Below are 22,975 nucleotides of genomic sequence, written 5' to 3' on the forward strand. Positions count from 1 at the left end.
CGGACACAGTCCCGGCAGCTCAGTCGTCTGATGGTGGGACGAACTCCGCGTGGCTCTCGACATGGTTGAAGATCTGCGGCGCGATCGGGTTGCGCATCTCCTCGGCGAGCTGGCCCAGCAGGCCTGCGCAGCGGGCGAGCAGGACGACGCCGCGGAGCAGCTGTCGTGGGATGCCGAGGTCGGCCAGGACGGCACCGCAGACGCCGGCGCCGTTGAGTGGGAGGGCCTTGCCGAGCACGTCGGGGGCGACACGTCCCATGGCTTCGAACAGCGCGAGGTGGGGCCCGTAGGTGCCGTGCTCGCGGGCAAGCTGCAGCAGTCGGGGCACGCGAGGGTCGCCGTTCTTGTGCAGGTGGTGTCCGAGCCCGGGGACGAACTGCCCGGCCGCGCGCCGGTGCGTGATCGCGGTCGTGGCAAGGGCGTCCCAGCTTGCCTCGTCGGTGGGCAGCTCTCCCTCGCACGTGCCGAGGGCTTCGTCGAGGAAGCGGCCGGTGTCTTCGCTCACGCCCAGGAACCGGGAGCCGCCGCCGAGCAGCCCTGATGCCAAGGCTCCCTGGATGGCGTCGGGTGCGCTGAGCCAGGTGAGTCGGGCAGCGATGGCCGTGGGGGTGAAGCCATGGTCGGCCAGCGCCACGAGCACGGCGTTGAACATCGCCGCCTGACCGGGCGTCGGCTCTCGCAGCGTGATCAGCTGGTACGCGAGGTCGCCGAAGTCGACGGCGCCGATGAGGTCGTTGGACAGGTCCCGCCCCATCAGGCTGATCGTGTCGACGGTGGAGACGCCGAGAGATGTCGGGTAGCGCTCGGCCTCATCGGTGCCGGGGCTCAAGCCGACCACCTGTTCTCTCCGGCCTTGCCGGCGCTCGGGGCGCCTGTTGCCGGGTCGGCGAGCCAGGCGCGGACGCGTTCGCCGTCCGCGTCGAGGGCGGGTGGGGCCAGGTCGTAGCGGACCGGCGTGCGGGAGAAGCGAATCGGGTTGCGGACGGTGGGCGTGCCCTCGATGGTCACGACCGGTTCGAGGCCGAGCCGGTCGGCGAGCTCGATGCCGCCGCGGACGTCGTTGATGGGTCCGCACGGTATGCCGGCGGTGCTGAGCTGGTCGAACCACTCCTGCGCCGTCTTCTTCGACAGCAGCTGAAGCAGCAGGGGCCGTAGCTCCCCGCGATGCTCGTTGCGGCTGCCCACCGTGGCGAACCGTGCGTCGTCGGCGAGTTGCGGCGCGCCGAGCTCGGTGACGAGCTTTCGGTACTGGCCGTCGTTGCCGGCAACGATGATCAGCTCTCCGTCGCCGGTGGCGAGGGGCTCGTACGGGAAGAGGCTCAGGTGCGCGTTGCCCATACGGTGAGGGACGACTCCGCCGGCGACGTAGGCGGAGGTCTGGTTGACCAGGGACGAGACGGCGGTGGAGAGCAGGTTGGTCTCCACGTGCTGCCCTTCCCCGGTCTGCTCGAGGTGGCGCAGGGCGGCGAGGATCCCGATGACCGAGTGCAGCCCGGTCATGACGTCGAAGACGGAGATTCCCGAGCGGTAGGCGGGGCCGTCCGGGTCGCCGGTCAGGCTCATCAGCCCGGACATGCCTTGGACGAGCAGGTCGTAGCCGGGCAGGTCTTTGCCACCGGTGGCACCGAAGCCGCTGATGGAGCAGTAGATCGTGCGAGGGTTTCGGGCAGTGACCGCGTCGTAGTGCAGCCCGAAGCGGGACAGGCCCCCGGGCTTGAAGTTCTGGATCATGATGTCGGCGCGTGCCGACAGCTCGTGTGCGACCGCGAGGTCGGCGTCGTCCTTCAGGTCCAGCACGATGGAACGCTTGTTGCGGTTGACCGCGAGGTAGTAGGTGCCGACCTCGTCTCGCACTGGCGGCACCCAGTGGCGGGTGTCGTCGCCGGCCGGGCTCTCGACCTTGATGACCTCCGCACCGAGGTCGGCCAGGAGCATCGTGGCGTAAGGGCCGGCCAGCACGCGGGAGAAGTCCGCGACGACGAGGCCGTGCAGGGGGCCGCGCGGTGGGTCTCCTGTGGTGGCGGGGGTTCCGCCGGGGTCTGCGGTGGCGTTTGAGGTGTTCATGGTTGTCCTTCCGGTCGAACCGGTCGAACCGGTCGACGTGTGGAGGCGAGGGGTCACGCTCTGGCTGCTCGGGCGGGTGTGTCCTACTCGGGCTGCAGCACGAAGTTGAACTCTGCTGTCACGTAAGGGCTGTCGAAGTCGGTGCCGTCAGGGGCCACGCCGTGGGCGTGGTGGACGAACTGGGTGATGAGTTCCTTCCGGGTCCCGAACACGACGTCGTTGTCGAGGTAGCGAGTGCCGTCTTCGAAGATGTGCGTGATGAGCCTGCGGTAGCCCGGCTCGTCGATGAGGAAGTGGATGTGCGCCGGCCGGTAGTGGCTGATGTCGGTCTGCGTGATGAGTGAGCCGACCGGGCCGTCCATGGGGATGGAGTAGCCGAGGGGCACGACGGAGCGCAGGCAGTAGGTGCCGTCCTCGCGGGTCTCGTACTTGGCGCGCAGACGCGCCTCCTCGGCTTCACTGATCTGGGCCTCGTAGAGGCCGTCGGAGTCGGCTTGCCACACGTCCAGGACGGCTCCCGGGAGCGCCCGGCCGGCGATGTCGGTGACGGTGCCGGTGACGAACAGGGGCACGCCGTCGATCCCCTCGGACATGTCGAAGCCGTAGGGGGCGGCCGGTGAGCCGTCGATGTGGAAGGGGCCGAGCACGGTGGCCGGGGTGGCTGCGGGGTCGAAGTCGTGGTTGAGCTGAACGACCAGCATGCTGAGGCCCAGGACGTCGGAGGCCAGGATGAACTCCTCGCGCTTGTCGTCGCTGATCTGTCCGGTCCTGGTGAGCCACTGGATCGCGGCCATCCACTCGTCCTCGGTGAGGTTGACCTCTCGGGCGTAGTCGTGCAGGTGTCGTACGAGGCCGGTCAACAGCTCCTGCAGCCGCGGCGTGTGAGCCGTGCCCCAGCGGCGAAGGGCCTCGTCGGTGAGGTCCTGGAAGTCTGTCTCAGTCATGTCGGGTCTCCTTGGACGTCGGTGGCCGAAGGGGGGCTCGTCGAGCTCAGGGCTGGGCCTTCTCGGACAGCCGTCCGCCGAACGGTCCTGGGTGTGGCGTTTGAGGCAACGATGCTCCGGCGGACAGGTGACTTCAAGGCCCGCCGTGCGGATTTCGGGAGCATCTGGACTTCTGTCCGCAGAGCGGACAGGATGGTTGCGACGACGTTCCAGAACTGAGGAAGCTCATGCCGCGCCGCGACAGCAACCCCAACTTCGTCGAGGCCGTGGCCCGCGGCCTCGACCTCATCCGGGCGTTCGCACCCGGCCGACCGGACATGACCTTGGCCGAGCTCGCGAACGCCGCGGGACTCCCGCGACCGACGGCCTCCCGCATCCTCTACACGCTGGAGAAGCTCGGCTACGTGCGCCAGACCCCAGGCGGCTACACGCTCACCGTCCGGGTGCTCGAGCTGGGCATGACCTACGTCCAGGAGGTGGACATGTGGGATGTTGCCCGGCCCCACCTCGAGCGGCTCGTCGCCCGGACAGGCGAGTCGAGCTCGATCGCGGAGCTCGACGGGTCCGACATCGTCTACGTCGCCCGCGTCGCCGTCCCCAAGCTCATCGCCCTGGTCGTGCGGATCGGAACCAAGTTCCCCGCCGTCCCGACGTCCTTGGGCAAGGTCCTGCTCGCAGGCCTCGACGACGAGAAGATCGCGCGCGTCGTCCGAGAACCGTCGCGGTCCGGCATCGAGCCGCGGTGGCGTCCCGAGCTCCCGGAGCTGCTCGACGTCCTCGCCGAGGTGCGAGCGCAGGGCTGGGCGCTGACGGACGAGCAGCTCGCGAGCGGAATCCGATCGGTCGCGGCTCCACTGCGCGATGGCTCCGGCGCCGTCCGAGCCGCCATGAACGTCACCGTCCACGCAGCGGAGACCTCCACCGAAGTCCTGCTGGAGGAGCATCTGCCTCGTCTGCTCGCAACAGCATCGGCGGTCAGCGCGGACTGGGCACGGCGTGACGCACTGCCCCTCGCCCACGCCACCTAGGCCACGTGCCGTCGCGCTCTCGGATGACGTCGAGGCCGGCATCGGCGATGCTGCCTGCATGACGACCGAGAGCACATCGAGGACACGAGACGCTCGCGCCGAGGACGTGGACGACCTCATAGCCCTCTGGGGCCTGCTCTTCGATGGAGCGGCGCACGAAGCAGCTCCTTGGCGCGGCCATGCGAGGGACTGGCTCGGCAGCGTCGTCGTCAACCGCCAGGTGGCGTGCTTCCCTGTGGTCGAGGTGGACGCTGCGATCGTCGCCTGCGCGGTCGGGACGCTGGAGCTCGGCGTGCCGAACCCTCATTGTCCGCGCGGACGCACGGCCCGTCTCGCGAACGTGGTGACCCTGCCGGAGCACCGAAAGCAGGGCCACGCGACTGCCCTGGTGGAGCACGTCGTCGACTGGGCACGATCGATCCAGGCCGACCGAGTCGACCTCAGCGCGACTCCCGAGGGCCGACGCATCTATGCCCGTTCCGGCTTCGAACTGACCAGTGCGCCGCGGATGAAGCTCATGCTCTAGCGAGCGGAGGGACCGCATACCCGAGGCAGAGCGTTTCCGGATGTGAGTCGTCCGGAAGCGGTCCTACCGTGTTCGGATGGCAACGTCGACACGGGCTCCGGACGGGCAGCGACCGTACGCAACCACGCGACTGGACGAGATCGATGCGTTGGCCGACGGCCGGTACCGGTATCGACCCGTCCGGCACCACTTCGGCATCATGAGCTTCGGGGTGACCGCATGGGTCGGGTCTGAGGGTGAGGCGATCATCAACGAGTTCGACGCTGACTCCGAGCCGGCCGAGGAGCTCTTCCTGGTCGTCAGTGGACACGCCGTCTTCGAGCTCGAGGACGAACGGGTGGAAGCCAGCCCTGGCATTCTCGTGTACACCAGGTCGGGCACCCGGCGCACGGCGGTGGCGGTCGAGCCCGCGACCACGATCCTGGCCTTCGACGGCTCGCCGGGCAGGGCCTACGACGCGACCGGCTGGGAGCTGTGGGCGCCGCTGAGACCCCTCTACGACCGGGGCGATCACGCAGAGCTCAGCGCTCGCCTCGAGGCGGCGATCGCGGAGAACCCCGGGTATCCGATGCTCGTCTACAACCTGGCCTGCTGCGAGAGCCTGCGAGGCCACCGGACCGCGGCGATCCAGCACCTGCGGCGCGCCATCGACCTCTCCGAGAAGTTCCGGGCAGACGCACGCAGCGACGCCGACTTCGTTCCGATCCAGGACGAACCAGAGTTCCGGAAGCTGATCGGCAATGGTGGCAGCCTGGAGTAGCGGTCAATCGGCCCGAGGCAGGCCCGACGCCGCCGCCCGTGCGCTCGACGTCGCCAGGTCGCTCCGGGCAGTCGATCTCGGCCCGGGGGCGAGCAAGGGTCAGCCGACGACCTTGGTGGTCCTGGGGCCCCGCGACGTGCCGTGGGGGACCTGTGCGGCCGGGATGATCGGGGTCACGAACCACCCCCACATGCAGTCCTTCTCGCCCGAGCAGCTCACGGTCGAGGCACCTGACGGGTCCGTCGGGGTGAAGCCGTCGTCACCTGCCCCCGGCACCTTGTAGCCGGCGAAGTAGAAGGCGGACACCCCGTCGAAGGTGTATGTCGTGTTGTTGCCCTGACCGGTGACGCTGGTGAAGATCGGGATGTAGATGATGGAGCCGATGAGGCTGGTCATGACGTCCTTGCAGACCTTCGGCGCTGACGCCCCTGGCTTGCCGGCGGAGAAGGCGCCGACGTCGGAGCCGAGGGTTGCCTGGCAACCCGAGGCGTCGGTGTCGAGCCAGCCGAAGTTGCCGGGGGTGTAGAGACCCGGGCCCGTCGAGCCGCACTTGCTCGTGCCGTCGAAGGTTCCGTTGCCGGTGTGCAGGACGATCTTCGTGACGTACTTGGCGGCGACCGGGACACGGGGCAGGGGAGTGAGCCCGGGGGTCCCGGATCCGGTCAGGGCGTACGGCGGGGCCGCAGGGAAGTCGGTGCCGACGTTCGTCGCGCTGTCCCAGGCGCACTGGGCCTGCGTGACGGGGAAGACGACACTCGGGTAGCCGGCGGACCAGCTGGCCCGGGCGCAGGCGCGGACGGAGGTGCCCTGGTTGCCGAAGAACTGGGCGAAGAACGGCTTCAGGAGCGTTCCGGTGTTGGTCGCGTTGGTGGAGGTCTGCGTGCGGACCTCGACGAAGTCGGTCACCCCGGCGGGTGTCGGTAGGCAGTCGGCCAGTCCGGCAGAGCCGGCCGCGCAGGCTGGGAACGCGGCCGAGCCGGGAAAGGTGCCGACGGCGCACACGGTGTCCACCTTGGAGAACTTGTCGGCCGCGTTCGCGTTCGCGAGGCCCTGGAGATCAGGGTTGCCGACGACACACCTGGCACTCTGCGTCGCGCAGTCGGCCGCGAGGGCCAGGGCTGCGGCGTCGGCCCCGTTCTGCAGCTGCCGCCGCTCCCACATGATGCCGCCGACGTCGACCACGAGCGCGAGCATGCCGATGATGACACCGAGGCTCAGCAGCATCGCGGCGATGGCGCTGACCGCGCCCCTCTCCCGATCCGCCTCCGGCACGAGGCGCTGCGACCACCACCGGCCTGTTCGGCTCTCGACCACGCTTTGCCTCCCCCGCAGGATGCATATTGAGGCGCCTGGATCATCGTCGGCGCGACGCGACCCTAACCCGGAGCTCCCGCCCATGTGGTCGAAATGTCCAGATTGCGAGGTGGTGCCCGCCATGCGGTCGCCGGTCACCTGTCACGGACCGGGGATCCCCTCCAGTCAGCGCATGTTTCCCGTGTGCCCCAACGAGAACCGGCCCGGCTGCGGCCACACGAGCAGGCCGTGCGGACCAGGTTTGACGGGGATCCGGTGGCTCACACGCCCGGTGGCCGTGTCGAAGACGTAGACGACGGAGTCGTATCGACCCGAGAGCCACAGTTCTCGTCCGTCGGCCGTCACCCCGCCCATGTCGGGCGAGCCGCCGCCGGGGATGCGCCACGTCGCGACCGGGCGCAAGGTGGCGCCGTCCAGCACCGAGACCGTCCCCTCGTCGCGGTTGCCGACGTACACCCGCAGCGAGTCGCGCGAGAGGTAGATGCTGTGGGCCCCTCGCCCGGTGGGCACGAAACGGACGACGCGGAAGGTGTGGGCGTCGACGACCCACACACCGTTCCGGAGCATGTCGGCGGCGAGGAGCCATCTGCCGTCGGGTGAGAGGCGGACGTCCTGCGGCATGGCGCTCGAGCCGGGATCGAGCATGGCCGCTGGTCCGCCCATGTGCCGGGCCATCGCAGGTGGGGTGGCGCCCGGCGTGGCGATGGCGTTGAGGTCGATCATCCGGAGGAGGCGGGTGGCCGAGGCGTCGACCACCGCGAGCTTCCCGCTGAACTCGCAGCTGACGAGGAGGGTGGAGAGGTCCTGCGTGTAGTCGGCGTGGTTGATGCCGTGGCAGGGGATCGGGAGGGACCGACGAAGCGCCATGGTGTGTGCGTCGCGGACGTCGATGCGCTTGAGGCGCTCCGCCATGACGAGGGCGTAGCGTCCGTCGGGGGTGAAGTAGAGGTTGTACGGGTCCAGCACGGGGCGCGCGGGTCCGGGGCGTCCGGTCCTCGGGTCGATCGGCAGCATGGAGTTGCCCTTGTCGCTGTTGACCCACAGCGTGCGCAGGTCGTGAGACGGGACCACGTGCTCGGGCGACGCGGCGACGCGCGTGGTGGCGATCACGGCATACGTCCTCGGGTCGATGACCTGGACCGTTCCGGCGAGCTGGTTGGGCACGTAGACGAGTGGCCTGGCGCGCCGCGCCTCCGCGGACAGCGCACCGGCCACGACGTACGCGTACGGTCCCGGCTGCGTGGGCAGGACCTTCGGTGCTCCGGGCCCGGTCGTCGGCCGCGGGCTCGGCTCGACGATCGCGGGGCGACTCGTCCCGGTACCAGCGGGATCCGTTGCGGCACCGGGGATCCCGGCATCCGCCTGCGTGCACGCGGCGAGCACCGCCAGCGTGATCAGCAGGGCCGGCGCCAACGCGATTCTTCGCAGGCTTCGCCGGGTCGGCACGGCCTGCCGGGTCGCGGTCATGTGGCTCCACCGAGCAGCTCGGTCACCGTGACCGCGGTGAGCCCTCGTTGCTCGAGACCGTCCAGGATGCCGGGAAGCGCTGCGACCGTTCCGGGATGCCCGAGGTGCAGGCTGACGATGCTGCCGTCGCGCACGGCGGCAAGCGTGCGGTCGCGCACGGCAGTGGTCCCCGGGTCGAGGTAGTCGAGGGGGTCCACGTCGTAGGAGACGCACCGGTGGTAGCCCGCCGCGAGGGCGGCAGCCCGGATCGTCGAGGTGCTCAGCTGGGTGCCGGAGGGCCTGAACAGCAGGCCGGCGCTCCCACGCACTGCAGCAACTGCCGCGGCGCCGCGCCGCACCTCGAGGTCGGCCTCGGACGCGGTGAGCCGTCTCATGGGCCGGTGGCTGTAGGTGTGGTTCCCGAGGTCGTGGCCGCCCGCGAGGATCGCTCGTCCGAGCGAAGGGTTGACGTTCAGCCAGGTGCCGACGGCGAAGACGGTCACCTTCGCCGCGTGGGCCTTGGCGGTGTCGAGCACGCGGAGGGTGAGCGCCGGCGCCCCAGCGCCGTGGAAGGTGAGCGCGACCCGCTGCGCGCCGACCGGTCCGGTCCGGACGTCGGGCCCCGGGGACTCGAGCAGTGCCGGTGTCGCGTCGCCGGAACCGGCCGGTGCCCCGGCGGTCGCGCCATGAGCCGTCGATGCCGACGAGCTCGGGCCGCCGCCGGATCCGGCGGACCCGGGAGAGCTTGGGGGCCGGGTCGACCCGGTCGACCGCGAACTCGCAGGTGAGGCCTGCGGTGACGAGGCCGGGACGGAACAGCCGGCCAGCCCCACCGAGCCCAGGGCTGCCGCCGCGGCCGTCACGACGGTACGCCGCGTGGCTCGGGCCGCGCCCAGCCGTGGCTCGAGTGGTCCGTTCGGGTCGACCTCAGGTTCACGGTCCACCGGGCTCGGGCGCTCCTGCGCGCTCACGGCAACATTCCGTCGTGCTGGCTCCGCCCGACGAGAAGCCGGGCCCAGAGCGCGACACCGAGAAGCACGGAACCCCCAGCAAAGATGACCGAGCCTGCGACGTCGGCGAGGTAGTGCACCCCAAGGTAGAGCCGCGACGCAGCGACCAGCAACACCAGCGAGAGTCCCACCGCCCACGCCACCGTGGCTCGCCGACCGACGAGCGTCATGGTGGTGGCGATCGCGATGACCGCCGCAGCGGCGAAGGCCGTGTGACCGCTGGGATAGCTGTCGGCCGCGGTCTCGCTCACCAGCGCGTGCACTGTCGCGGCGGGCGGGCGTGGTCGTTGCACGACGGCCTTGCCGACCTCGACCGACAGCCACCCCACGATGGTGAGCAGCGCGATGGCCGTGGCCGCGAAATGGCTGCGCCGCCAGATGAGTCCGCACAGGAGCAGCAGCAGCACGAGCGCGACGCCGGGTGAGAACGCGACGTCGAAGAACCTCGCGACGGCCGTCAGCGCTCCTGTCCGGTGGTCGGCGACCGAGATGTCGACCGCGAGCTCGCCCGTTCGCGTGGCGCCGAGCCGCGTGACGGCCAGTCCGAGCAGGAGTCCGGCGACCAAGAGTGATGCACCGAGGACGGCGAGCAGCCTGCTTCGGATCCTCACCGGATCGCGTCCGAGTCCGAGGTCCCCGCCGGTCCTGTACATGCACGTCCCTCCGCCGCCCTGTCGGAGGGCGGGTCTACGTCGAGGTCCCAGTGTGTGAACGCGTCGCTGAGAGGACGCTGAGCCCTTCGCCCGAGCGGCTCGCACTGCCGATGCAGCCGGGCTCGGGCTCTCAGCGACGCCTCAGGGCATGTCGGGGAGTCTCTCCATCGGAAAAGTCCGACTCGACCAGAGGAATCCCCATGCCTGGAAGCGTGACCACCGCGCTCGACCGCGCCACCACGAAAACAGGATCCACACTGCTCAACAAGGTCCCGGCCATCACGGCCACGTTCTGGCTGATCAAGATCCTGTCCACGACGATCGGTGAGACGTTCGCCGACTACCTGGCCGTCCAGGTCGGCCTCGGCACCGCGGTCACCGACGGGGCGATGATGACACTGCTGGCCGTCGCACTCGTCGCGCAGCTGCGTGCCAAGAAGCTCATCCCATGGCTCTACTGGCTCACCGTCGTGCTCGTGAGCATCGTCGGCACGCAGATCACCGATTTCTTCACCGACGTCCTCGGTGTGAGCCTCTACGTCAGCACTGCGGTCTTCTCGGTGGTGCTCGCCGTGGTCTTCACGGTGTGGTGGCGTCAGGAGCGGACGCTGGCGATCACGGCGATCGACACACCCCGACGCGAGCGGTACTACTGGGGCGCGATCCTGACGACGTTCGCCCTCGGCACCGCGGGGGGCGACCTCGCGACCGAGGCGCTGTCGCTCGGGTTCCGCAACGGCGCGCTCATCTTCGGTGGCCTGATCCTGGCCGTCTGGCTGGCTCGGCGCCTCGGACTGAACGCGGTGCTCGCCTTCTGGATCGCCTACGTGCTCACGCGCCCGCTCGGTGCCTCGCTGGGCGACCTCTTGACCCAGGACCGTGGTTTCGGAGGTCTCGGTCTGGGCGCCAGCCTGACGAGCCTGATCTTCCTCGGGGTGATCATCGCCCTCGTGGCGCGCGAGCAGGTCAACGCCAACCGCCACGGCATACGTGCCAAGGGTGAGTCGCCCGCCGTCAGCCCGCACCGCGACTACGCCTGGGCAGCGGCCGGGGCCGTCGCCGTGGTGGCCGCTGCCGTCGTGCTGGCGCCGGCCCCCACGCCTGCGGCGGCCTCGCCGGCTACGGCGGCCGCGCCGGGCAAGGGCGGGCACGTCAACCCGCTCGAGGCCGATGCGACCTCCCCGATCGGCGACCTCCGCCCGTTCGCCGTCATCGTCGATGACGTCGCAGCCAGTGCGAAGAAGGGGGACCTGGCCGCAGCGACCGCCAGGATCAAGGACCTCGAGGTGGCGTGGGACAACGGTGAGGCAGCAATGAAGCCGGCATCGCCTGACGACTGGCACTCGATGGACTCCGCGATCGACGGTGCCCTGACAGCATTGCGTGCCACCCCGCCGACGAAGGCGGCAAGCGTGTCCGCGCTGACCGCACTGCAGTCGACGATCGGCACGCTGGAGAAGAAGCAGTAGGTCGACTCGGGCACAATCGACTCGGCTGCGTGCTCGCGCGGCTCACCGACGCTGGGCGCACTCCCGGGCGCATCCCGGGCGCATCCCGGGCGGGACCGGAAGGAGTCTGGACGATGACTCTCTTCCGGTCGCGCTCGGGAGTGCGTCGGCAGGCGACCGTGGCCGCGGCCGCGGTGGTCGCCGTTGCCCTGCTCCTGGGCGGTGCGCTGCTGGTGCTCGTGCTCCAACGTGCCCTCACGCAGACGCTGCAGGACAGCATCGTCGCCATCGTCGACGAGGACGCGAGCGTCTTCGCGTCCACCGGCCCGGCGGGCCTGGAACGCAGTGAGCGTGACGAGGGCCCGGACAACGTCCTCGTCCAGGTGATCTCCACCCAGGGCACCGCAGCGCGTGTCCTCTACACCTCCAGGGCGTCCCGTCCCGACGCCGTCACGGACCTGCGGCCCGCCGTGGGGGAGACGCGCTTCAGCGGCGCGTCACTCCTGCCGATGCCGCTCGGCCGGCAGGAGCCGCTCGTCGTCGCTCGCGGCGTCGACAACGCAGGGACCCCCTACGTGCTGGTGGCGGCCGCATCCCAGGCCTCACGGGCGGAGGCGGTGCTCACCACCGCAGCCCTGCTCGGGGGTGCCCTGCCGATGCTGGTCGCCCTCACCGCGCTGGTGACGTGGTGGCGGGTCGGACGCGCGCTCGGGTCGGTGGACGCGATCCGACTGCAGGTCGAGCGGACCACGGCCGCTCACCTGCACGACCGGGTGCCCGTGCCGGCGACCGATGACGAGATCGCCCACCTGGCCGAGACCATGAACTCCATGCTGGCGCGCCTGGACTCCTCGCAGCGCGCCCAGCGCAGGTTCGTCGCCGACGCGAGCCACGAGCTGCGCTCGCCGCTCGCGACGATCCGGACATCGTTCGAGGTCGTCGACCCGTCGGTCCCGGAGACGTCCTGGGAGCAGCTGGGCCCGATCGTGCGGTCCGAGGCCGAGCGGATGGGCCGGCTGGTGGACAACCTCCTGCTGCTCTCGCGCGCCGACGACGCGTCGCTGACCGCGGTCCGCGTCGAGGTCGACCTCGACGAGGTCGTCGACGCCGAGGCCCGGCGCCTGCGCCAGCTGGGCGGCGTGACCGTCCGGCTCGAGAACGCCCCGATGCGCGTGCTCGGCGACGAGCTCCAGCTCCAGCAGGTGGTGCGCAACCTTCTCGACAACGCAGCCACGCATGCCCGCTCGCGCGTGCACGTCACGGTCTCCACCGACGGCCGGCGTGCGCTGGTCACCGTCGACGACGACGGCGTGGGCATCCCGGCGCGCGACCGCGAGCGCGTGTTCGAGCGGTTCGTGCGTCTCGACGCGAGCCGGTCACGTGACTCCGGTGGTACGGGACTGGGACTGTCCATCGCGAGGGAGCTCGCGGTCGCCCACGGTGGGACGCTGCTGGTGTCGGAGTCGCCCCTCGGCGGGGCCCGGTTCGAGCTGTCGCTCCCGCTGCCACCGACCGGCACCGCGGACCGTCCGTAGCACCGAAGCGCCGCTGCTCAGCCGGCGCCCGCCTCGACGAGCCGGTACCCCGCCCCACGCACGGTCTCGATGCTGGTCACGGAGAACGGGACGTCGATCTTCCGCCGGAGGTAGCCGATGTAGACCTCGACGATGTTGACGTCTCCGTCGTACGCGGGATCCCACACCGACTCGAGGATGGCGGTCTTGGTGACGACGTCGCCGACGTGCTTCATCAAGAAGGTGAGCAGCGCGAACTCCTTGGCCGTCAGCGAGATCTCGACGTCGCCGCGGTGTGCCCGGCGGCGGACCGGGTCGAGCGACAACGTGCCCGCTCGCATGACGACGGGCCGTTCCGGCGCTCCCCGGCGGATGAGGGCGCGCAGTCGGGCGACCAGGACGACGAAGCTGAAGGGTTTGGTGAGGTAGTCGTCGGCGCCGAGGTTGAACGCCTCCGCCTGGTCGTGCTCGCCGTCGACCGCGGTCAGCATGAGGGTGGGGGTCCACACACCGGCGTCGCGGAGCCGTCTGACGACCTGGTAGCCGTCGAGCTTGGGCAGCATGATGTCCAGAACCACGGCGTCGTAGGTCGACTCGGTCGCCGCCCACAGGCCGTCCTCCCCGTCGTGCACGACGTCGACGACGAAGCCCTCCCGGGACAGGCCTCGACGGACGACCTCGGCCAGGGGCCGTTCGTCCTCGATCAGCAGGATGCGCATGGACACACCTCCCGCAGGCGTCGCCGGCCGATGCCGTGGTCTCTCACGTCGCCGACCCTACGGGGCGCGACCTGAGCGCCCGCTGAGCACCTGCTGAGCCGGGGGAGCCCCGGTCCGGCCGGCCTGGCCGTCTCGGTTCAGCGCACGGCTCGGGCGTGGCCGGTCACGATCTGCGCGATCGCACGCAGCGACTCCGTCCCCGAGACGAGGTAGCCGTTGTGACCGTGTGCACCGCCGACTGGCAGTGACCTGGCACCGAAGTCCGGCGCGGTCGGGTCCGCGGCATGGCCGAAACCTTCGACCCGGGTGTGCGGAACGATGCCGATGGGGTCGTCGGGAGCGATGCCGGCCCAGACCTCGGCCTTCGTGCGCAGCGCGGAGCGGGTCCACACGTCCATGCCGGGTGAGCCGACGACGACGAGGTCGGCGATGCGCAGGTGGGGCGCGGCGTGGGCGCAGACCACGGAGCCGTAGCTGTGGCACACGACGCTGATCGTTGCCGAACGGGGGAGACGGTCGACGAAGGAGGCCAGCCGAGGAGCGCCGTCCACGGCACGCTCCGAGCGCGCGGCGTCGGTGTCGATGCCGGCCGGCGGGTCGTAGTCGAGCCACACGACCACCGCGGCCGGCGTGTGCGGATCGGACCGCTGCATCTCGGCGAGGAGGCTGCGGGCCTGCACGGCCGGGTGCCGCCGCCCGGCTCCCTGCTCGTCCCGGAGGAGAGGGCCGGTCCAGCCGACACCGGGAACGATGACGGCGATCCGGCGCGCCCGGCGGATGTCGCCGAACGCCTCGACGAGGCGGCCCCGTCCGTGCGTGTCGGCGCTCAGCACCGTGGCCGGGGGGCCCACCACGTCAACGGGCGCCCCGTCGCTGACCGACTGGGCGACGGCCGGCGCCGCCCCGACGACGAGGCTGAGGAGCACGACGGCCGCGAGGGCGAGCCTCTCGCGGAGAGTCCCGCTCGCCCGCCGTCCGGGCGGCGTGCGGTGCCGGTGGGCTCGTCGGTGCACGAATCCGTCCTTGTCGTGAGGGGTGGCAAAGGGAGCAGTCTGACCGAGGAGCCTGTGAACAGCGCGGGAAGGCGGCTCGGCTGCGCCGTTCGAGTCGACCGACGACCGTGTGATGGGTCACACCCGTGCGGTCGGACCCGACCTGCGGAGCGCTCGCGTCACGCTGCCTGGACGGACGAGGGGACGGGGAGAGCGCCTACGCCGTCGATGAACTCCCGCAGCCAGAGCTCGACGTTGATGAGACGCCAGAAGGCCATGGAGTCGAGGTCGCCGGCGCCGTCGAGCCAGCGCTCGAACGCCGTGAGCACGGCAGCGGAGTCGAAGTAGGGTCGCTGGCTGAACGACGGCGAACGGAACACGTCCAACGCGAAGTCCCGCTGCTCGCGGAACCACTCGCTCTGGGGCGTGGTGAACCCGATCTTGTTGCGGCGCCGACTGATCGACGGCGGGAGGATCCCGTCGGTCGCGTCCCGCAGCACGCGCTTGTTCCAGCCACCCTTGATGATGGCCTCGTCGCTGAGCGAGAAGATCGTGCGCACCAGCTCGGGGTCGAGGAAGGGCACGCGACCCTCGACGGAGAAGCGCATCGTGTTGCGGTCCTCGTAGCGCAGCAGGGCCGGAAGGGAGCCGACGAACAGGTCGTGCACCAGGCGCGTACGCAGGTTTCCCGTCGGAACGGCATACGACTCCGTCGCATGAGCGGCGCAGAACTCGCGTCCGAGCAGGTTCGGCGTCGAGTTGCGGCGGGGGAGGAGGGTGCGCGTCTTCGCGGCCGCGAGGTGGGCGAGCACGTCCCGGGAGGCGATCAGCTCCCGGACGGCGGAGCGTCGGTCGCTGGACAGCAGGGCCCGCAGGTGGACCACGAGCTGGGGGACGTAGCCGGCCAGCAGCTCGTCGGCGCCCTGCCCGTCGAGCATCACGGTGACGTACTCGCTGGCGTCCTTCATGACCCGGTACTGGGCGTACGGCCCCGTCGAGATGACCGGCTCCTCCTGCGCGCGCACGAAGTCGGCGACGTCCTCGAGGAACTCGGCCGACGTGGGTCGCGTCTTGTGGGACCTGACGCCGTGGGAGCACGCCCCGACGGCCGCGTCCACGTAGCGCTCCTCGTCGTTGCGGTAGCCGGGGAAGACAGCCGAGAACGTGCGTTGGCGTGTGCCCACAGCGCTGGTCGCGGCGACGTCGTCAGTCAGCAGCCGGTCGATCGCGACGGTGATGGCCGAGCTGTCCAACCCGCCCGAGAGCGACGTGCCCACCGGCACGTCGGAGCGCAGCCGGAGCGCTACGGACTTCGTGAGCCGCTGCCGGAACTCCTCGACCACGGCCGCGTCGTAGCCGTTGCCCCGTGCCGTGCTGTCCAGGAGGTCGCTGCGCAACCGGCTGAACATCGTCCGCCGTATGCCGTCCGCCGAGATGGTGACCATCTCGCCCGGGAGCACGCGCTCGATGCCGTCGAAGAAGGTCTCGGCACCATCGTCGTGGATCCGGTAGCGCAGGTACCGGTAGATGGTGCGGTCGTTCGGCCGGGGCTCGTAGCGGCCGCTGGCCAGGATCGGCTTGATCTCGCTGGAGAAGAGCCACGCGTCACGCGCGTCCGGCCCCTCGTCGGGACCTGCCGGCACGCGGCAGAGGTGCAGTGGCTTGATGCCGAAGTGGTCGCGGGCCAGGGTCAGCGTCTTGGTGTGCCGGTCCCAGATCGCCAGGGCGAACATCCCGTTGAACCGGTCGAACGCCGCCGGCCCCCACTCGGCGAAGGCCTGGAGCACGACCTCGGTGTCGCTCTCGGTGGCGAAGGTCCTCGACAGCGCCTCCAGCTCGGTGCGCAGCTCGCGGTAGTTGTAGACCTCACCGTTGTACGCGAGCACGTAGCGGCCGGCGGTCGAGGTCATCGGTTGGGCGCCGCCCACCCGGTCGAGGATCGCGAGCCGCTGGTGGGCCAGACCCACCGGTGCGTCGAGGAGGATCCGGGCGTCGTCAGGGCCACGATGGCGTTGCTCGAGCGCCATGCGCTCGAGGAGCCCCGGGTCGCTGTCGAGCCCGAAGTAGCCAGCAATCCCACACATGAGTTCCCTCCGGTCCCCTTGCGGGGGTGTTCTCAAACGGTCGAGGGACATCATGTGGCGCTGTCGCTGAAAGGACGCTGAGTCGCGTCACCAAGGGACCTGACCGTGCCCTGGGGTCCGACCCGCGAACCGGAGGGCTGAACCCATCATCCCGCTGGGTGGTGGGCGGTGGGTCCGATTGCCGGACCGCGAGCGGCCCACGACGTCGGCGCACCCTTCGCGGTCGCACGGGCCGACCTGCCCGACCTGCTCCTTGCCCTGATCGAGGACCCAGCGGTCGGGCATCGCGCAGAGGTGGCCGTTCGCCGCGCCCATCGGGCCGCCGGTCACCACGGAGGCCTCGTCACGTCGTCGTGCCCTGTCAGGGTGCGTCCGAGAGCCGCGGCATCGCGCTCGGCATGCTCCTGCCGCACATAGAGCTGGAGGTCGGCCACCCGTCGCGCGTGGTCCTCCTCGAGGGCCAGCGGAGCGGGCCCGCTCGCGTGGGCGACCCGCTCGAGCACGTCCTCCGCGGCCGAGGCCACGACCCGGCGTACGCGCAGGGCGAAGACCGCTCCCTCGATCCCTTCGGCGCGACCGCCGTCGATGCGGGCGGCCGCGTCGACGAGGACGGCGCGCGCGGCCCAGAGGGTCGCATCGACCGCGCCGACGTGCATCAACGCGACCTGGTCGGGCTCGCGTCCACCGCCGATGAGGCGCCGTGCGACACCCACGGCGCCGCCGTACCAGATCGCGGCGACCCCCATTCCACCCCAGGCGAATCCGGGCCTCTCGAGGTACCAGCCGGTGGGTCCCACAGGGCTGCCGCCCGACCCCGCGAAGGCGACGGGACCGCTCGGCACGTCCGACAACCCGCGGGCAGCCCACGTCGCCGGCCGCACGGCCACGTGATTCGCCGGACCCAGCTCGACGGCATACAACCGTCGCGTCGTGTCGCTGTCCCACGCGGTCACGAGGGCATGGCTGAGTCGGTCGGCGAGTGAGCACCAGGGCTTGTCACCCGTGAGCCGCGTGTGCGTGTCGGGACCCTCGGCGGTCAGGCGAGTCCCGGGCCCCTCGGCGGCGAAGACGCCCCAGGACGAACCCTGGGGGACGGCAGGAACGGCGTGCCCCGCGCGCCTCGCCTCGTCGAGGATGGCGAGTGCGTCGAGGTGTGGCTCGACCGACCGCGCAGCCGTGAGGCTCGTCGAAGCGACGGTCGCGAGTGACTCCCAGAGTGAGAGGGTGCTGCCACGTCCCGGGAGCGGGAAGGCGTCCGGGTGCCGCTCGACGAGCGCGATCGCCCCGAGCGGGTCCCTGGCGCCTGCGACGTCCTGCGCCAGACGGCCGAGCCCTTCGTCCGGCTCGTCACGCAGCGCGACCGGGCCGCTCAGCACGGCCGGGCCGGACAGGACGTCCGCCAGGGGTGGTTGGTCACGCGAGTCACATACCCACACGGCGAGCGACGGGGTGCCCGACGTCGGCCCGGGGAGAGCAGCCGCCGGCGAACGCGCGTGCCGACCGACCTACCCGCTCACTCGGGGGCGTCCTCGGACCAGGTCTCCAGGTGCACGGCCTCGGCGACGTGGCGCAGCGACGCGAGGGTCTCGGCAGACATCGGCACGTCGGTGTCGGTCACGACGTAGCCGAGCTCGCCGAGGGTGGCCAGCGACTGGCCGACGACGTTCGCCCCGGCCTCCGCGAGGGTGCGGTTGATGGACGCCAGGACACCCGGGACGTTGCGGTGCAGCAGGGCCATCCGGTACGAGCCTTCGCGGGGGGCCGGGGCCACCGAGGGAAGGTTGACCGACAGGGCGGTCGCGCCGGACGCGAGGTACGCCGTCAGCTTGCCGGAGACGAACGTGCCGATCTCCTCCTGCGCCTCGCCGGTCGAGCCGCCGACGTGAGGCGTGAGGATGACGTTGTCGAGGCCGCGGAGCGGTGACTCGAAGAGGTCGCCCTGGGCCTTCGGCTCGATGGGGAAGACGTCGATCGCGGCTCCGGAGAGGTGGCCGCTCAGGATGTGCTCGCGCAGGGCGACGTCGTCGACCACCATGCCGCGCGAGGCGTTGATGAACACCGAGCCGGGCTTCATCCTGGCGAACTGCTCGGGGCCGAAGAGGCCGGCGTTGCCCGGCCGCCCGTCGACGTGGATGCTGACGAAGTCGGACTCCTCGAGGAGCTCGTCGAGCGATCCCATGCGCTGGGCGTTGCCGTGGGCGAGGCGGTCGGCGGTGTCGTAGAACGCGACGCGCAGGCCGATGGCCTCTGCCATGTTGGACAGCTGGGTGCCGATGTTGCCGTAGCCGACGATGCCGAGCGTGCGGCCGCGGGTCTCGTAGGCGCCCTTGGCCGACTTGTCCCAGACGCCGTCGTGCATCCGCTGCGTCTTCTCGGGGAGGCGCCTTGCCAGGGCGAGGATCTCGCCGATGACGAGCTCGACGACACTGCGCGTGTTGGAGAACGGCGCGTTGAAGACACCGAGGCCGAGCTTGGTGGCGTGCGCGAGGTCGACCTGGTTGGTGCCGATGCAGAAGCAGCCGATGGCCCGCAGGTCGGGTGCGGCGTCGAGAACGGCCTGGGTGACCTTCGTGTTGGACCGGATGCCGAGGACCGACACGCCGGGCAGAGCCTCGACGAGGTCCTCCTCGCTCAGCGATCCGGGCCGGACCTCGACCTCGAATCCGTTGCGGCGGAACGTCTCCGCCGCGACGGGGTGGACGTTCTCCAGCAGGAGTACCTTCACGCTCTTCTCCCTTGGGGTTTCCGGTCCGTGCCGGACTCCCGGTCTCGTGGTTGCTGTCGGTCGTGGTGCTGTCGGTCGTCGTGCTGTGGGTCGTCGTGCTGTGGGTCGTGGCGCCGTCGGTCCTCAAGGGTGCCCTGAGCGTCGGCGCAGGCGCTGAGGGGTGCGCGGGGTGAGACGGTTGCGCAGGTCGGGGACATCAGGATCGCCCCGGCGACGTCGTGCGGGCCAGGCTGCTGGCCAGCAGCCGGCCGGTGCGCTCGAGGTGCTCGCGCATCGCGCGCTCGGCCCCCTCGCCGTCGCGGCGCAGGATCGCGGTCACGATCGGCTCGTGCTCGTCGCGGATCTCGCGCAGCGTGCGCCCGGCCGTCGTGGTGGGTGGCCCGAGCAGGGCCGTCGTGGCTCGGAGCCGGTCGATGATCGAGGCGGCGCGCTGGTTGCCGCCGGCACGCATGAGCCGGTCGTGGAGCGCGCGGTCGGCGACCCAGAACCTCTCGTCGTCCTCCAGTGCCCTGTCCATGGCGGCGAGCGTCTCGCCGATGCCCGCGTGCTCCTCGTCGGTGGCCTCCTCGGCCGCCCTTCGGGCGGCGACCGGCTCGAGGGCGAGGCGGATCTCGATGATCTCCTCGATGTCGTGGGCGTGCGGCGTCAGCACCCGGAAGCCACGGTTGCGGTCGATCCGCACGAGGCCCGCCTCGGCGAGGCGCAGCAGGGCCTCGCGCACGGGGCTGCGTGAGACGCCGAGCAGGTCGGCCAGCTGGTAGACGGAGTACGTGTCGTCTGGGACGAGCTCTCCGGCGGCCATGCCCGTGCACACCGCGGCGACCACCGCGTCGGCGAGGGAGGGAGCGCCGTGGGGGAGCGCCAGGTGGACCATGAGTAACATGTTACCCATGCCTGAGCTCACCACCGACGTGACCCGCGCGCTGGTCGGGGCCGGACTCGAGGTGCGGGCCGACGCGGGCACCCGAAGCATGTACGCGTCCGACGCCTCGCTCTACCGCATCCTCCCGCTGGCCGTCGTGCGCCCGCGGAGCGTCGACGAGGTCGCCGCGGCCCTCTCGGTGGCTCGAGAGACGGGCGTACCGATCACCGCGCGAGGCGGCGGCACGTCGGTCGCGGGCAACGCCGTCGGACGCGGGGTCGTCCTCGACTTCTCCCGGCACATGAACCGGGTCCTGTCGCTCGACCCCGAGACACGCACGGCCGTCGTCGAGCCCGGCACCGTCCACGCCGTGCTGCAGAAGGCGGCCGCACCCCACGGCATCCGCTTCGGCCCCGACCCCTCGACGCACCCGCGCTGCACCATCGGCGGGATGATCGGCAACAACGCCTGCGGCTCACGGTCCCTGGCGTACGGGCGCACCTCCGACAACGTGGCCGGGCTCGAGCTGCTGACCGCGGCCGGCGAGCAGCTCACCACGGGCTACGACCCGAGCGGTGTGCCGTTGACGCGGGGCGGTGCCGACGAGCTGTCCGGCGTCCGCACGGTCATGGCGCGACACCTCTCGACCGCCCGCACCGAGTTCGACCGGTTCGGCCGACAGGTGTCGGGCTATGCGGCGCACCACCTGCTGCCCGAGCGGTTCGACCTCACCCAGGCACTCGTCGGGTCCGAGGGCACCCTGGGCGTCATCACCGGCGCCACGGTCAAGCTCGTCGTCGACGCCCCCGTGCGCGTCGTCGTCGTGCTCGGCTTCCCCGACATCGTCGCCGCCGGGCAGGCCGCACCCGCCGTCGTCGCCCACGGTCCGACCTCCTGCGAGGGCCTGGACTCGCGCCTCATCGACGTGCTGCGAGCCCGACGAGGACCAGACGCCATCCCGCCCCTTCCGAGCGGGCGGGCCTGGCTCTTCGTCGAGTTTGCCGGAGAGGACGTCGAGGAGGTCGTCGGCCGGGCGCGACGGCTGGCTGGGGACGGGCTCGCCGGGGACGCCGAGGTCGTCGTCGACCCGGCCGTACAGGCACGGCTGTGGCGGATCCGTGAGGACGGCGCCGGCCTCGCCGGTCGGGCACCCTCCGGCAAGCCGGCGTGGCCCGGGTGGGAGGACGCGGCCGTCCCGCCCGCGCGCCTGGGGGAGTACCTCGCAGCCTTCGACGACCTCGTCAGCGCCTACGGCATGACCTCTGCGCCGTTCGGGCACTTCGGCGACGGCTGCATGCACGTGCGCCTCGACCTGCCGCTCGACCAGCCCGACGGCACGAAGGTCATGCGTGAGTTCCTCACCGAGTCGGCAATGCTGGTCGGCGGATTCGGCGGTTCACTGTCGGGCGAGCACGGCGACGGCCGCGCGCGGTCCGAGCTGCTGCCCCACATGTACTCCGCCGACGCGCTCGCGCTGTTCGCCGGCATCAAGCACGCGTTCGACCCCGAGAACCTGCTCAACCCGGGGGTGCTCGTCGACCCCGACCCGCTGGACGCCGACGTGCGACCCGTGGGGCACTTCCCGGTGCGCAACCTCGCGATGGCCTATCCGCACGACGGCGGTGACCTCGCCCAGGCGGTGCACCGCTGCACCGGGGTGGGCAAGTGCCGAGCCGACAACTCCGCGGCCGGCGGCGTCATGTGCCCCTCCTACCTCGCGACGCGCGAGGAGAAGGACTCCACCCGCGGGCGTGCCCGCGTGCTGCAGGAGGTCGTCCGGGGCGAGCTGCCGTGGTCCGACCCCGCAGTGCACGACGCGATGGACCTGTGCCTCTCGTGCAAAGGCTGCGCGTCCGACTGCCCGACCGGCATCGACATGGCGACCTACAAGTCCGAGGCGCTCCACCAGACCTACCGCCGCCGGCTGCGCCCGCGATCGCACTACACGCTCGGCAGGCTGCCGATGTGGGCCCGCCTGGGCGGCCGCGTGCCGTGGCTCGCCAACCGGGCCCTGACCCTTCCCCTCGTCGGCTCGGTGTCGCTGTGGCTCGCCGGAGTCGACCGGCGTCGATCGATCCCGGCGTTCGCCCGACGTCCCTTCCGACGCACGTTCCGGCCGGCCGTGTCGGACCTGAAACCCGTTGTGCTGTTTGCCGACTCGTTCACCGACGCGTTCTCCCCGGAGGTCGCCGAGTCGACGGTGCGCGTGCTGCGCGACGCGGGCTACGAGCCTCGGCTCCCGAGCGACTCGGTGTGCTGTGGGCTGACGTGGATCACGACCGGGCAGCTCGACTCGGCCAGGAGCATCCTGCGCCGCACCGTGGCGGCACTCGCGCAGGATGCCCGAGCCGGTGTGCCCATCGTGGGCATCGAGCCCTCCTGCACCGCGGTGCTGCGGTCGGACGTCCACGAGCTGCTCCCCGGAAACGAGGACGCCGCACTGGTCGCGTCACGAGTGCGCACGCTCGCAGAGCTCCTCGCCGAGACCCCGGGCTGGACCGGCCCCGACCTGCGCGGCACCATGGTGGTCGCCCAGCCGCACTGCCACCACCACGCCGTCCTCGGCTGGAAGACCGACGCCGACCTGCTCGCGGCCACCGGCGCGACGGTCGAGACCCTTGCCGGGTGCTGCGGGCTCGCCGGCAACTTCGGCGTGGAGATCGGTCACTACGACGTGTCACTGGCGGTCGCGGGCCAGAACCTGCTCCCTGCGATCGACGCCGACCCGGATGCCGTGGTGCTCGCTGACGGGTTCTCGTGCCGCACCCAGGTCGCGGACCTTCGTGGCCGCGACAGCCTGCACCTCGCCCAGCTGCTCGACCCCACCCGTCGCCCGGTGGCGCGGGAGGGCTGACTCCTCGGCGCGGACGGCATACGGCCGGGAGC

20 protein-coding genes are annotated in these 22,975 nt (G+C 71.1%); 7 read left to right on the plus strand and 13 right to left on the minus strand.

Going from position 1 to position 22,975, the window contains the following annotated elements; translation table 11 throughout:
• Positions 1-19: 19 nt before the first annotated feature.
• The 3 genes from AB4091_RS20515 to AB4091_RS20525 all read right to left on the minus strand — a co-directional run bounded on the left by AB4091_RS20515 (position 20) and on the right by AB4091_RS20525 (position 3,008).
• On the minus strand, positions 20-829 hold the full coding sequence (locus tag AB4091_RS20515; RefSeq protein ID WP_442294493.1) for a citryl-CoA lyase: 810 nt from the start codon (positions 827-829) through the stop codon (positions 20-22).
• Positions 826-2,064: a CaiB/BaiF CoA transferase family protein gene (locus AB4091_RS20520; protein ID WP_442294495.1), complete on the minus strand. Its 1,239-nt coding sequence runs from the start codon at positions 2,062-2,064 to the stop codon at positions 826-828. The genes AB4091_RS20515 and AB4091_RS20520 overlap by 4 nt, the downstream gene beginning before the upstream one ends.
• 83 nt (positions 2,065-2,147) lie before the next feature.
• Positions 2,148-3,008 carry a dioxygenase family protein gene (locus tag AB4091_RS20525; protein ID WP_442294497.1) on the minus strand — a complete coding sequence of 287 codons (861 nt, stop codon included), beginning with the start codon at positions 3,006-3,008 and terminating at the stop codon, positions 2,148-2,150.
• A gap of 227 nt (positions 3,009-3,235) precedes the next feature.
• On the opposite strand from AB4091_RS20525, the gene AB4091_RS20530 reads away from it, so the two are divergent.
• The 3 genes from AB4091_RS20530 to AB4091_RS20540 all read left to right on the plus strand — a co-directional run bounded on the left by AB4091_RS20530 (position 3,236) and on the right by AB4091_RS20540 (position 5,322).
• Positions 3,236-4,036, plus strand: a complete 801-nt coding sequence (locus tag AB4091_RS20530; RefSeq protein ID WP_442294499.1) for an IclR family transcriptional regulator domain-containing protein — start codon at positions 3,236-3,238, stop codon at positions 4,034-4,036.
• Positions 4,037-4,094: 58 nt separating this feature from the next.
• Positions 4,095-4,562 carry a GNAT family N-acetyltransferase gene (locus AB4091_RS20535; protein ID WP_442294501.1) on the plus strand — a complete coding sequence of 156 codons (468 nt, stop codon included), beginning with the start codon at positions 4,095-4,097 and terminating at the stop codon, positions 4,560-4,562.
• 76 nt (positions 4,563-4,638) lie between these two features.
• Complete coding sequence (locus tag AB4091_RS20540; protein ID WP_442294503.1) at positions 4,639-5,322, plus strand: TPR end-of-group domain-containing protein; 684 nt, start codon at positions 4,639-4,641, stop codon at positions 5,320-5,322.
• Positions 5,323-5,421: 99 nt separating this feature from the next.
• On the opposite strand, the gene AB4091_RS20545 is transcribed toward AB4091_RS20540, so the two are convergent.
• The 4 genes from AB4091_RS20545 to AB4091_RS20560 form a co-directional block, all read right to left on the minus strand.
• On the minus strand, positions 5,422-6,636 hold the full coding sequence (locus tag AB4091_RS20545; RefSeq protein ID WP_442294505.1) for a pilus assembly protein TadG-related protein: 1,215 nt from the start codon (positions 6,634-6,636) through the stop codon (positions 5,422-5,424).
• 165 nt (positions 6,637-6,801) lie between these two features.
• Positions 6,802-8,103, minus strand: a complete 1,302-nt coding sequence (locus AB4091_RS20550) for a YVTN family beta-propeller repeat protein (protein WP_442294507.1) — start codon at positions 8,101-8,103, stop codon at positions 6,802-6,804.
• Positions 8,100-9,053 (minus strand): polysaccharide deacetylase family protein, encoded by a 954-nt coding sequence (locus AB4091_RS20555; RefSeq protein ID WP_442294509.1) that lies wholly within the window; start codon positions 9,051-9,053, stop codon positions 8,100-8,102. The genes AB4091_RS20550 and AB4091_RS20555 overlap by 4 nt, the downstream gene beginning before the upstream one ends.
• Entirely contained in the window at positions 9,050-9,658 is a 609-nt protein-coding gene (locus tag AB4091_RS20560; protein ID WP_442294511.1) for a phosphatase PAP2 family protein, read from the minus strand. Before AB4091_RS20560 ends, AB4091_RS20555 begins: the two co-directional genes overlap by 4 nt.
• A 287-nt stretch (positions 9,659-9,945) precedes the next feature.
• On the opposite strand from AB4091_RS20560, the gene AB4091_RS20565 reads away from it, so the two are divergent.
• Both AB4091_RS20565 and AB4091_RS20570 read left to right on the plus strand, forming a co-directional pair.
• Positions 9,946-11,214 (plus strand): COG4705 family protein, encoded by a 1,269-nt coding sequence (locus tag AB4091_RS20565; RefSeq protein WP_442294513.1) that lies wholly within the window; start codon positions 9,946-9,948, stop codon positions 11,212-11,214.
• A gap of 113 nt (positions 11,215-11,327) precedes the next feature.
• Positions 11,328-12,728 carry a sensor histidine kinase gene (locus AB4091_RS20570; RefSeq protein WP_442294515.1) on the plus strand — a complete coding sequence of 467 codons (1,401 nt, stop codon included), beginning with the start codon at positions 11,328-11,330 and terminating at the stop codon, positions 12,726-12,728.
• Between the two features lie 17 nt (positions 12,729-12,745).
• Here the strand turns inward: AB4091_RS20570 and AB4091_RS20575 are convergent, their stop codons facing one another.
• From AB4091_RS20575 to serA, 5 genes are all read right to left on the minus strand, one after another.
• On the minus strand, positions 12,746-13,426 hold the full coding sequence (locus AB4091_RS20575) for a response regulator transcription factor (RefSeq protein WP_442294517.1): 681 nt from the start codon (positions 13,424-13,426) through the stop codon (positions 12,746-12,748).
• A 137-nt stretch (positions 13,427-13,563) separates the two neighbouring features.
• Positions 13,564-14,439, minus strand: a complete 876-nt coding sequence (locus tag AB4091_RS20580; protein ID WP_442294519.1) for an alpha/beta hydrolase — start codon at positions 14,437-14,439, stop codon at positions 13,564-13,566.
• A gap of 158 nt (positions 14,440-14,597) precedes the next feature.
• Positions 14,598-16,502, minus strand: coding sequence for an asparagine synthase (glutamine-hydrolyzing) (gene asnB / locus AB4091_RS20585; protein WP_442294521.1), 1,905 nt, complete (start codon positions 16,500-16,502; stop codon positions 14,598-14,600).
• 326 nt (positions 16,503-16,828) lie between these two features.
• Positions 16,829-17,878: an acyl-CoA dehydrogenase gene (locus AB4091_RS20590; RefSeq protein WP_442294523.1), complete on the minus strand. Its 1,050-nt coding sequence runs from the start codon at positions 17,876-17,878 to the stop codon at positions 16,829-16,831.
• Positions 17,879-18,015: 137 nt separating this feature from the next.
• Positions 18,016-19,227 carry a phosphoglycerate dehydrogenase gene (serA, locus tag AB4091_RS20595; RefSeq protein ID WP_442294525.1) on the minus strand — a complete coding sequence of 404 codons (1,212 nt, stop codon included), beginning with the start codon at positions 19,225-19,227 and terminating at the stop codon, positions 18,016-18,018.
• Positions 19,228-19,238: 11 nt separating this feature from the next.
• On the opposite strand from serA, the gene AB4091_RS20600 reads away from it, so the two are divergent.
• On the plus strand, positions 19,239-19,400 hold the full coding sequence (locus tag AB4091_RS20600; RefSeq protein WP_442294527.1) for a hypothetical protein: 162 nt from the start codon (positions 19,239-19,241) through the stop codon (positions 19,398-19,400).
• A 23-nt stretch (positions 19,401-19,423) separates the two neighbouring features.
• On the opposite strand, the gene AB4091_RS20605 is transcribed toward AB4091_RS20600, so the two are convergent.
• Positions 19,424-20,119, minus strand: coding sequence for a GntR family transcriptional regulator (locus AB4091_RS20605; protein WP_442294529.1), 696 nt, complete (start codon positions 20,117-20,119; stop codon positions 19,424-19,426).
• Between AB4091_RS20605 and AB4091_RS20610 the strand changes: the two genes are divergently transcribed.
• Positions 20,118-22,943, plus strand: a complete 2,826-nt coding sequence (locus tag AB4091_RS20610) for an FAD-binding and (Fe-S)-binding domain-containing protein (protein ID WP_442294531.1) — start codon at positions 20,118-20,120, stop codon at positions 22,941-22,943. The two genes, AB4091_RS20605 and AB4091_RS20610, sit on opposite strands and share 2 nt — an antisense overlap.
• Positions 22,944-22,975: the final 32 nt, after the last annotated feature.

Source organism: Terrabacter sp. 2RAF25, assembly GCF_052115265.1.
GTDB lineage: Bacteria > Actinomycetota > Actinomycetes > Actinomycetales > Dermatophilaceae > Terrabacter.

Coding starts and splice junctions, on each gene's coding strand:
- AB4091_RS20565 (WP_442294513.1), top strand. CDS start 9,946: ATGCCTGGAAGCGTGACCACCGCGCTCGACCGCGCCACCACGAAAACA.
- AB4091_RS20535 (WP_442294501.1), top strand. CDS start 4,095: ATGACGACCGAGAGCACATCGAGGACACGAGACGCTCGCGCCGAGGAC.
- AB4091_RS20540 (WP_442294503.1), top strand. CDS start 4,639: ATGGCAACGTCGACACGGGCTCCGGACGGGCAGCGACCGTACGCAACC.
- AB4091_RS20605 (WP_442294529.1), bottom strand. CDS start 20,119: ATGGGTAACATGTTACTCATGGTCCACCTGGCGCTCCCCCACGGCGCT.
- asnB (WP_442294521.1), bottom strand. CDS start 16,502: ATGTGTGGGATTGCTGGCTACTTCGGGCTCGACAGCGACCCGGGGCTC.
- AB4091_RS20610 (WP_442294531.1), top strand. CDS start 20,118: ATGCCTGAGCTCACCACCGACGTGACCCGCGCGCTGGTCGGGGCCGGA.
- AB4091_RS20525 (WP_442294497.1), bottom strand. CDS start 3,008: ATGACTGAGACAGACTTCCAGGACCTCACCGACGAGGCCCTTCGCCGC.
- AB4091_RS20570 (WP_442294515.1), top strand. CDS start 11,328: ATGACTCTCTTCCGGTCGCGCTCGGGAGTGCGTCGGCAGGCGACCGTG.
- AB4091_RS20520 (WP_442294495.1), bottom strand. CDS start 2,064: ATGAACACCTCAAACGCCACCGCAGACCCCGGCGGAACCCCCGCCACC.
- AB4091_RS20530 (WP_442294499.1), top strand. CDS start 3,236: ATGCCGCGCCGCGACAGCAACCCCAACTTCGTCGAGGCCGTGGCCCGC.
- AB4091_RS20550 (WP_442294507.1), bottom strand. CDS start 8,103: ATGACCGCGACCCGGCAGGCCGTGCCGACCCGGCGAAGCCTGCGAAGA.
- AB4091_RS20575 (WP_442294517.1), bottom strand. CDS start 13,426: ATGCGCATCCTGCTGATCGAGGACGAACGGCCCCTGGCCGAGGTCGTC.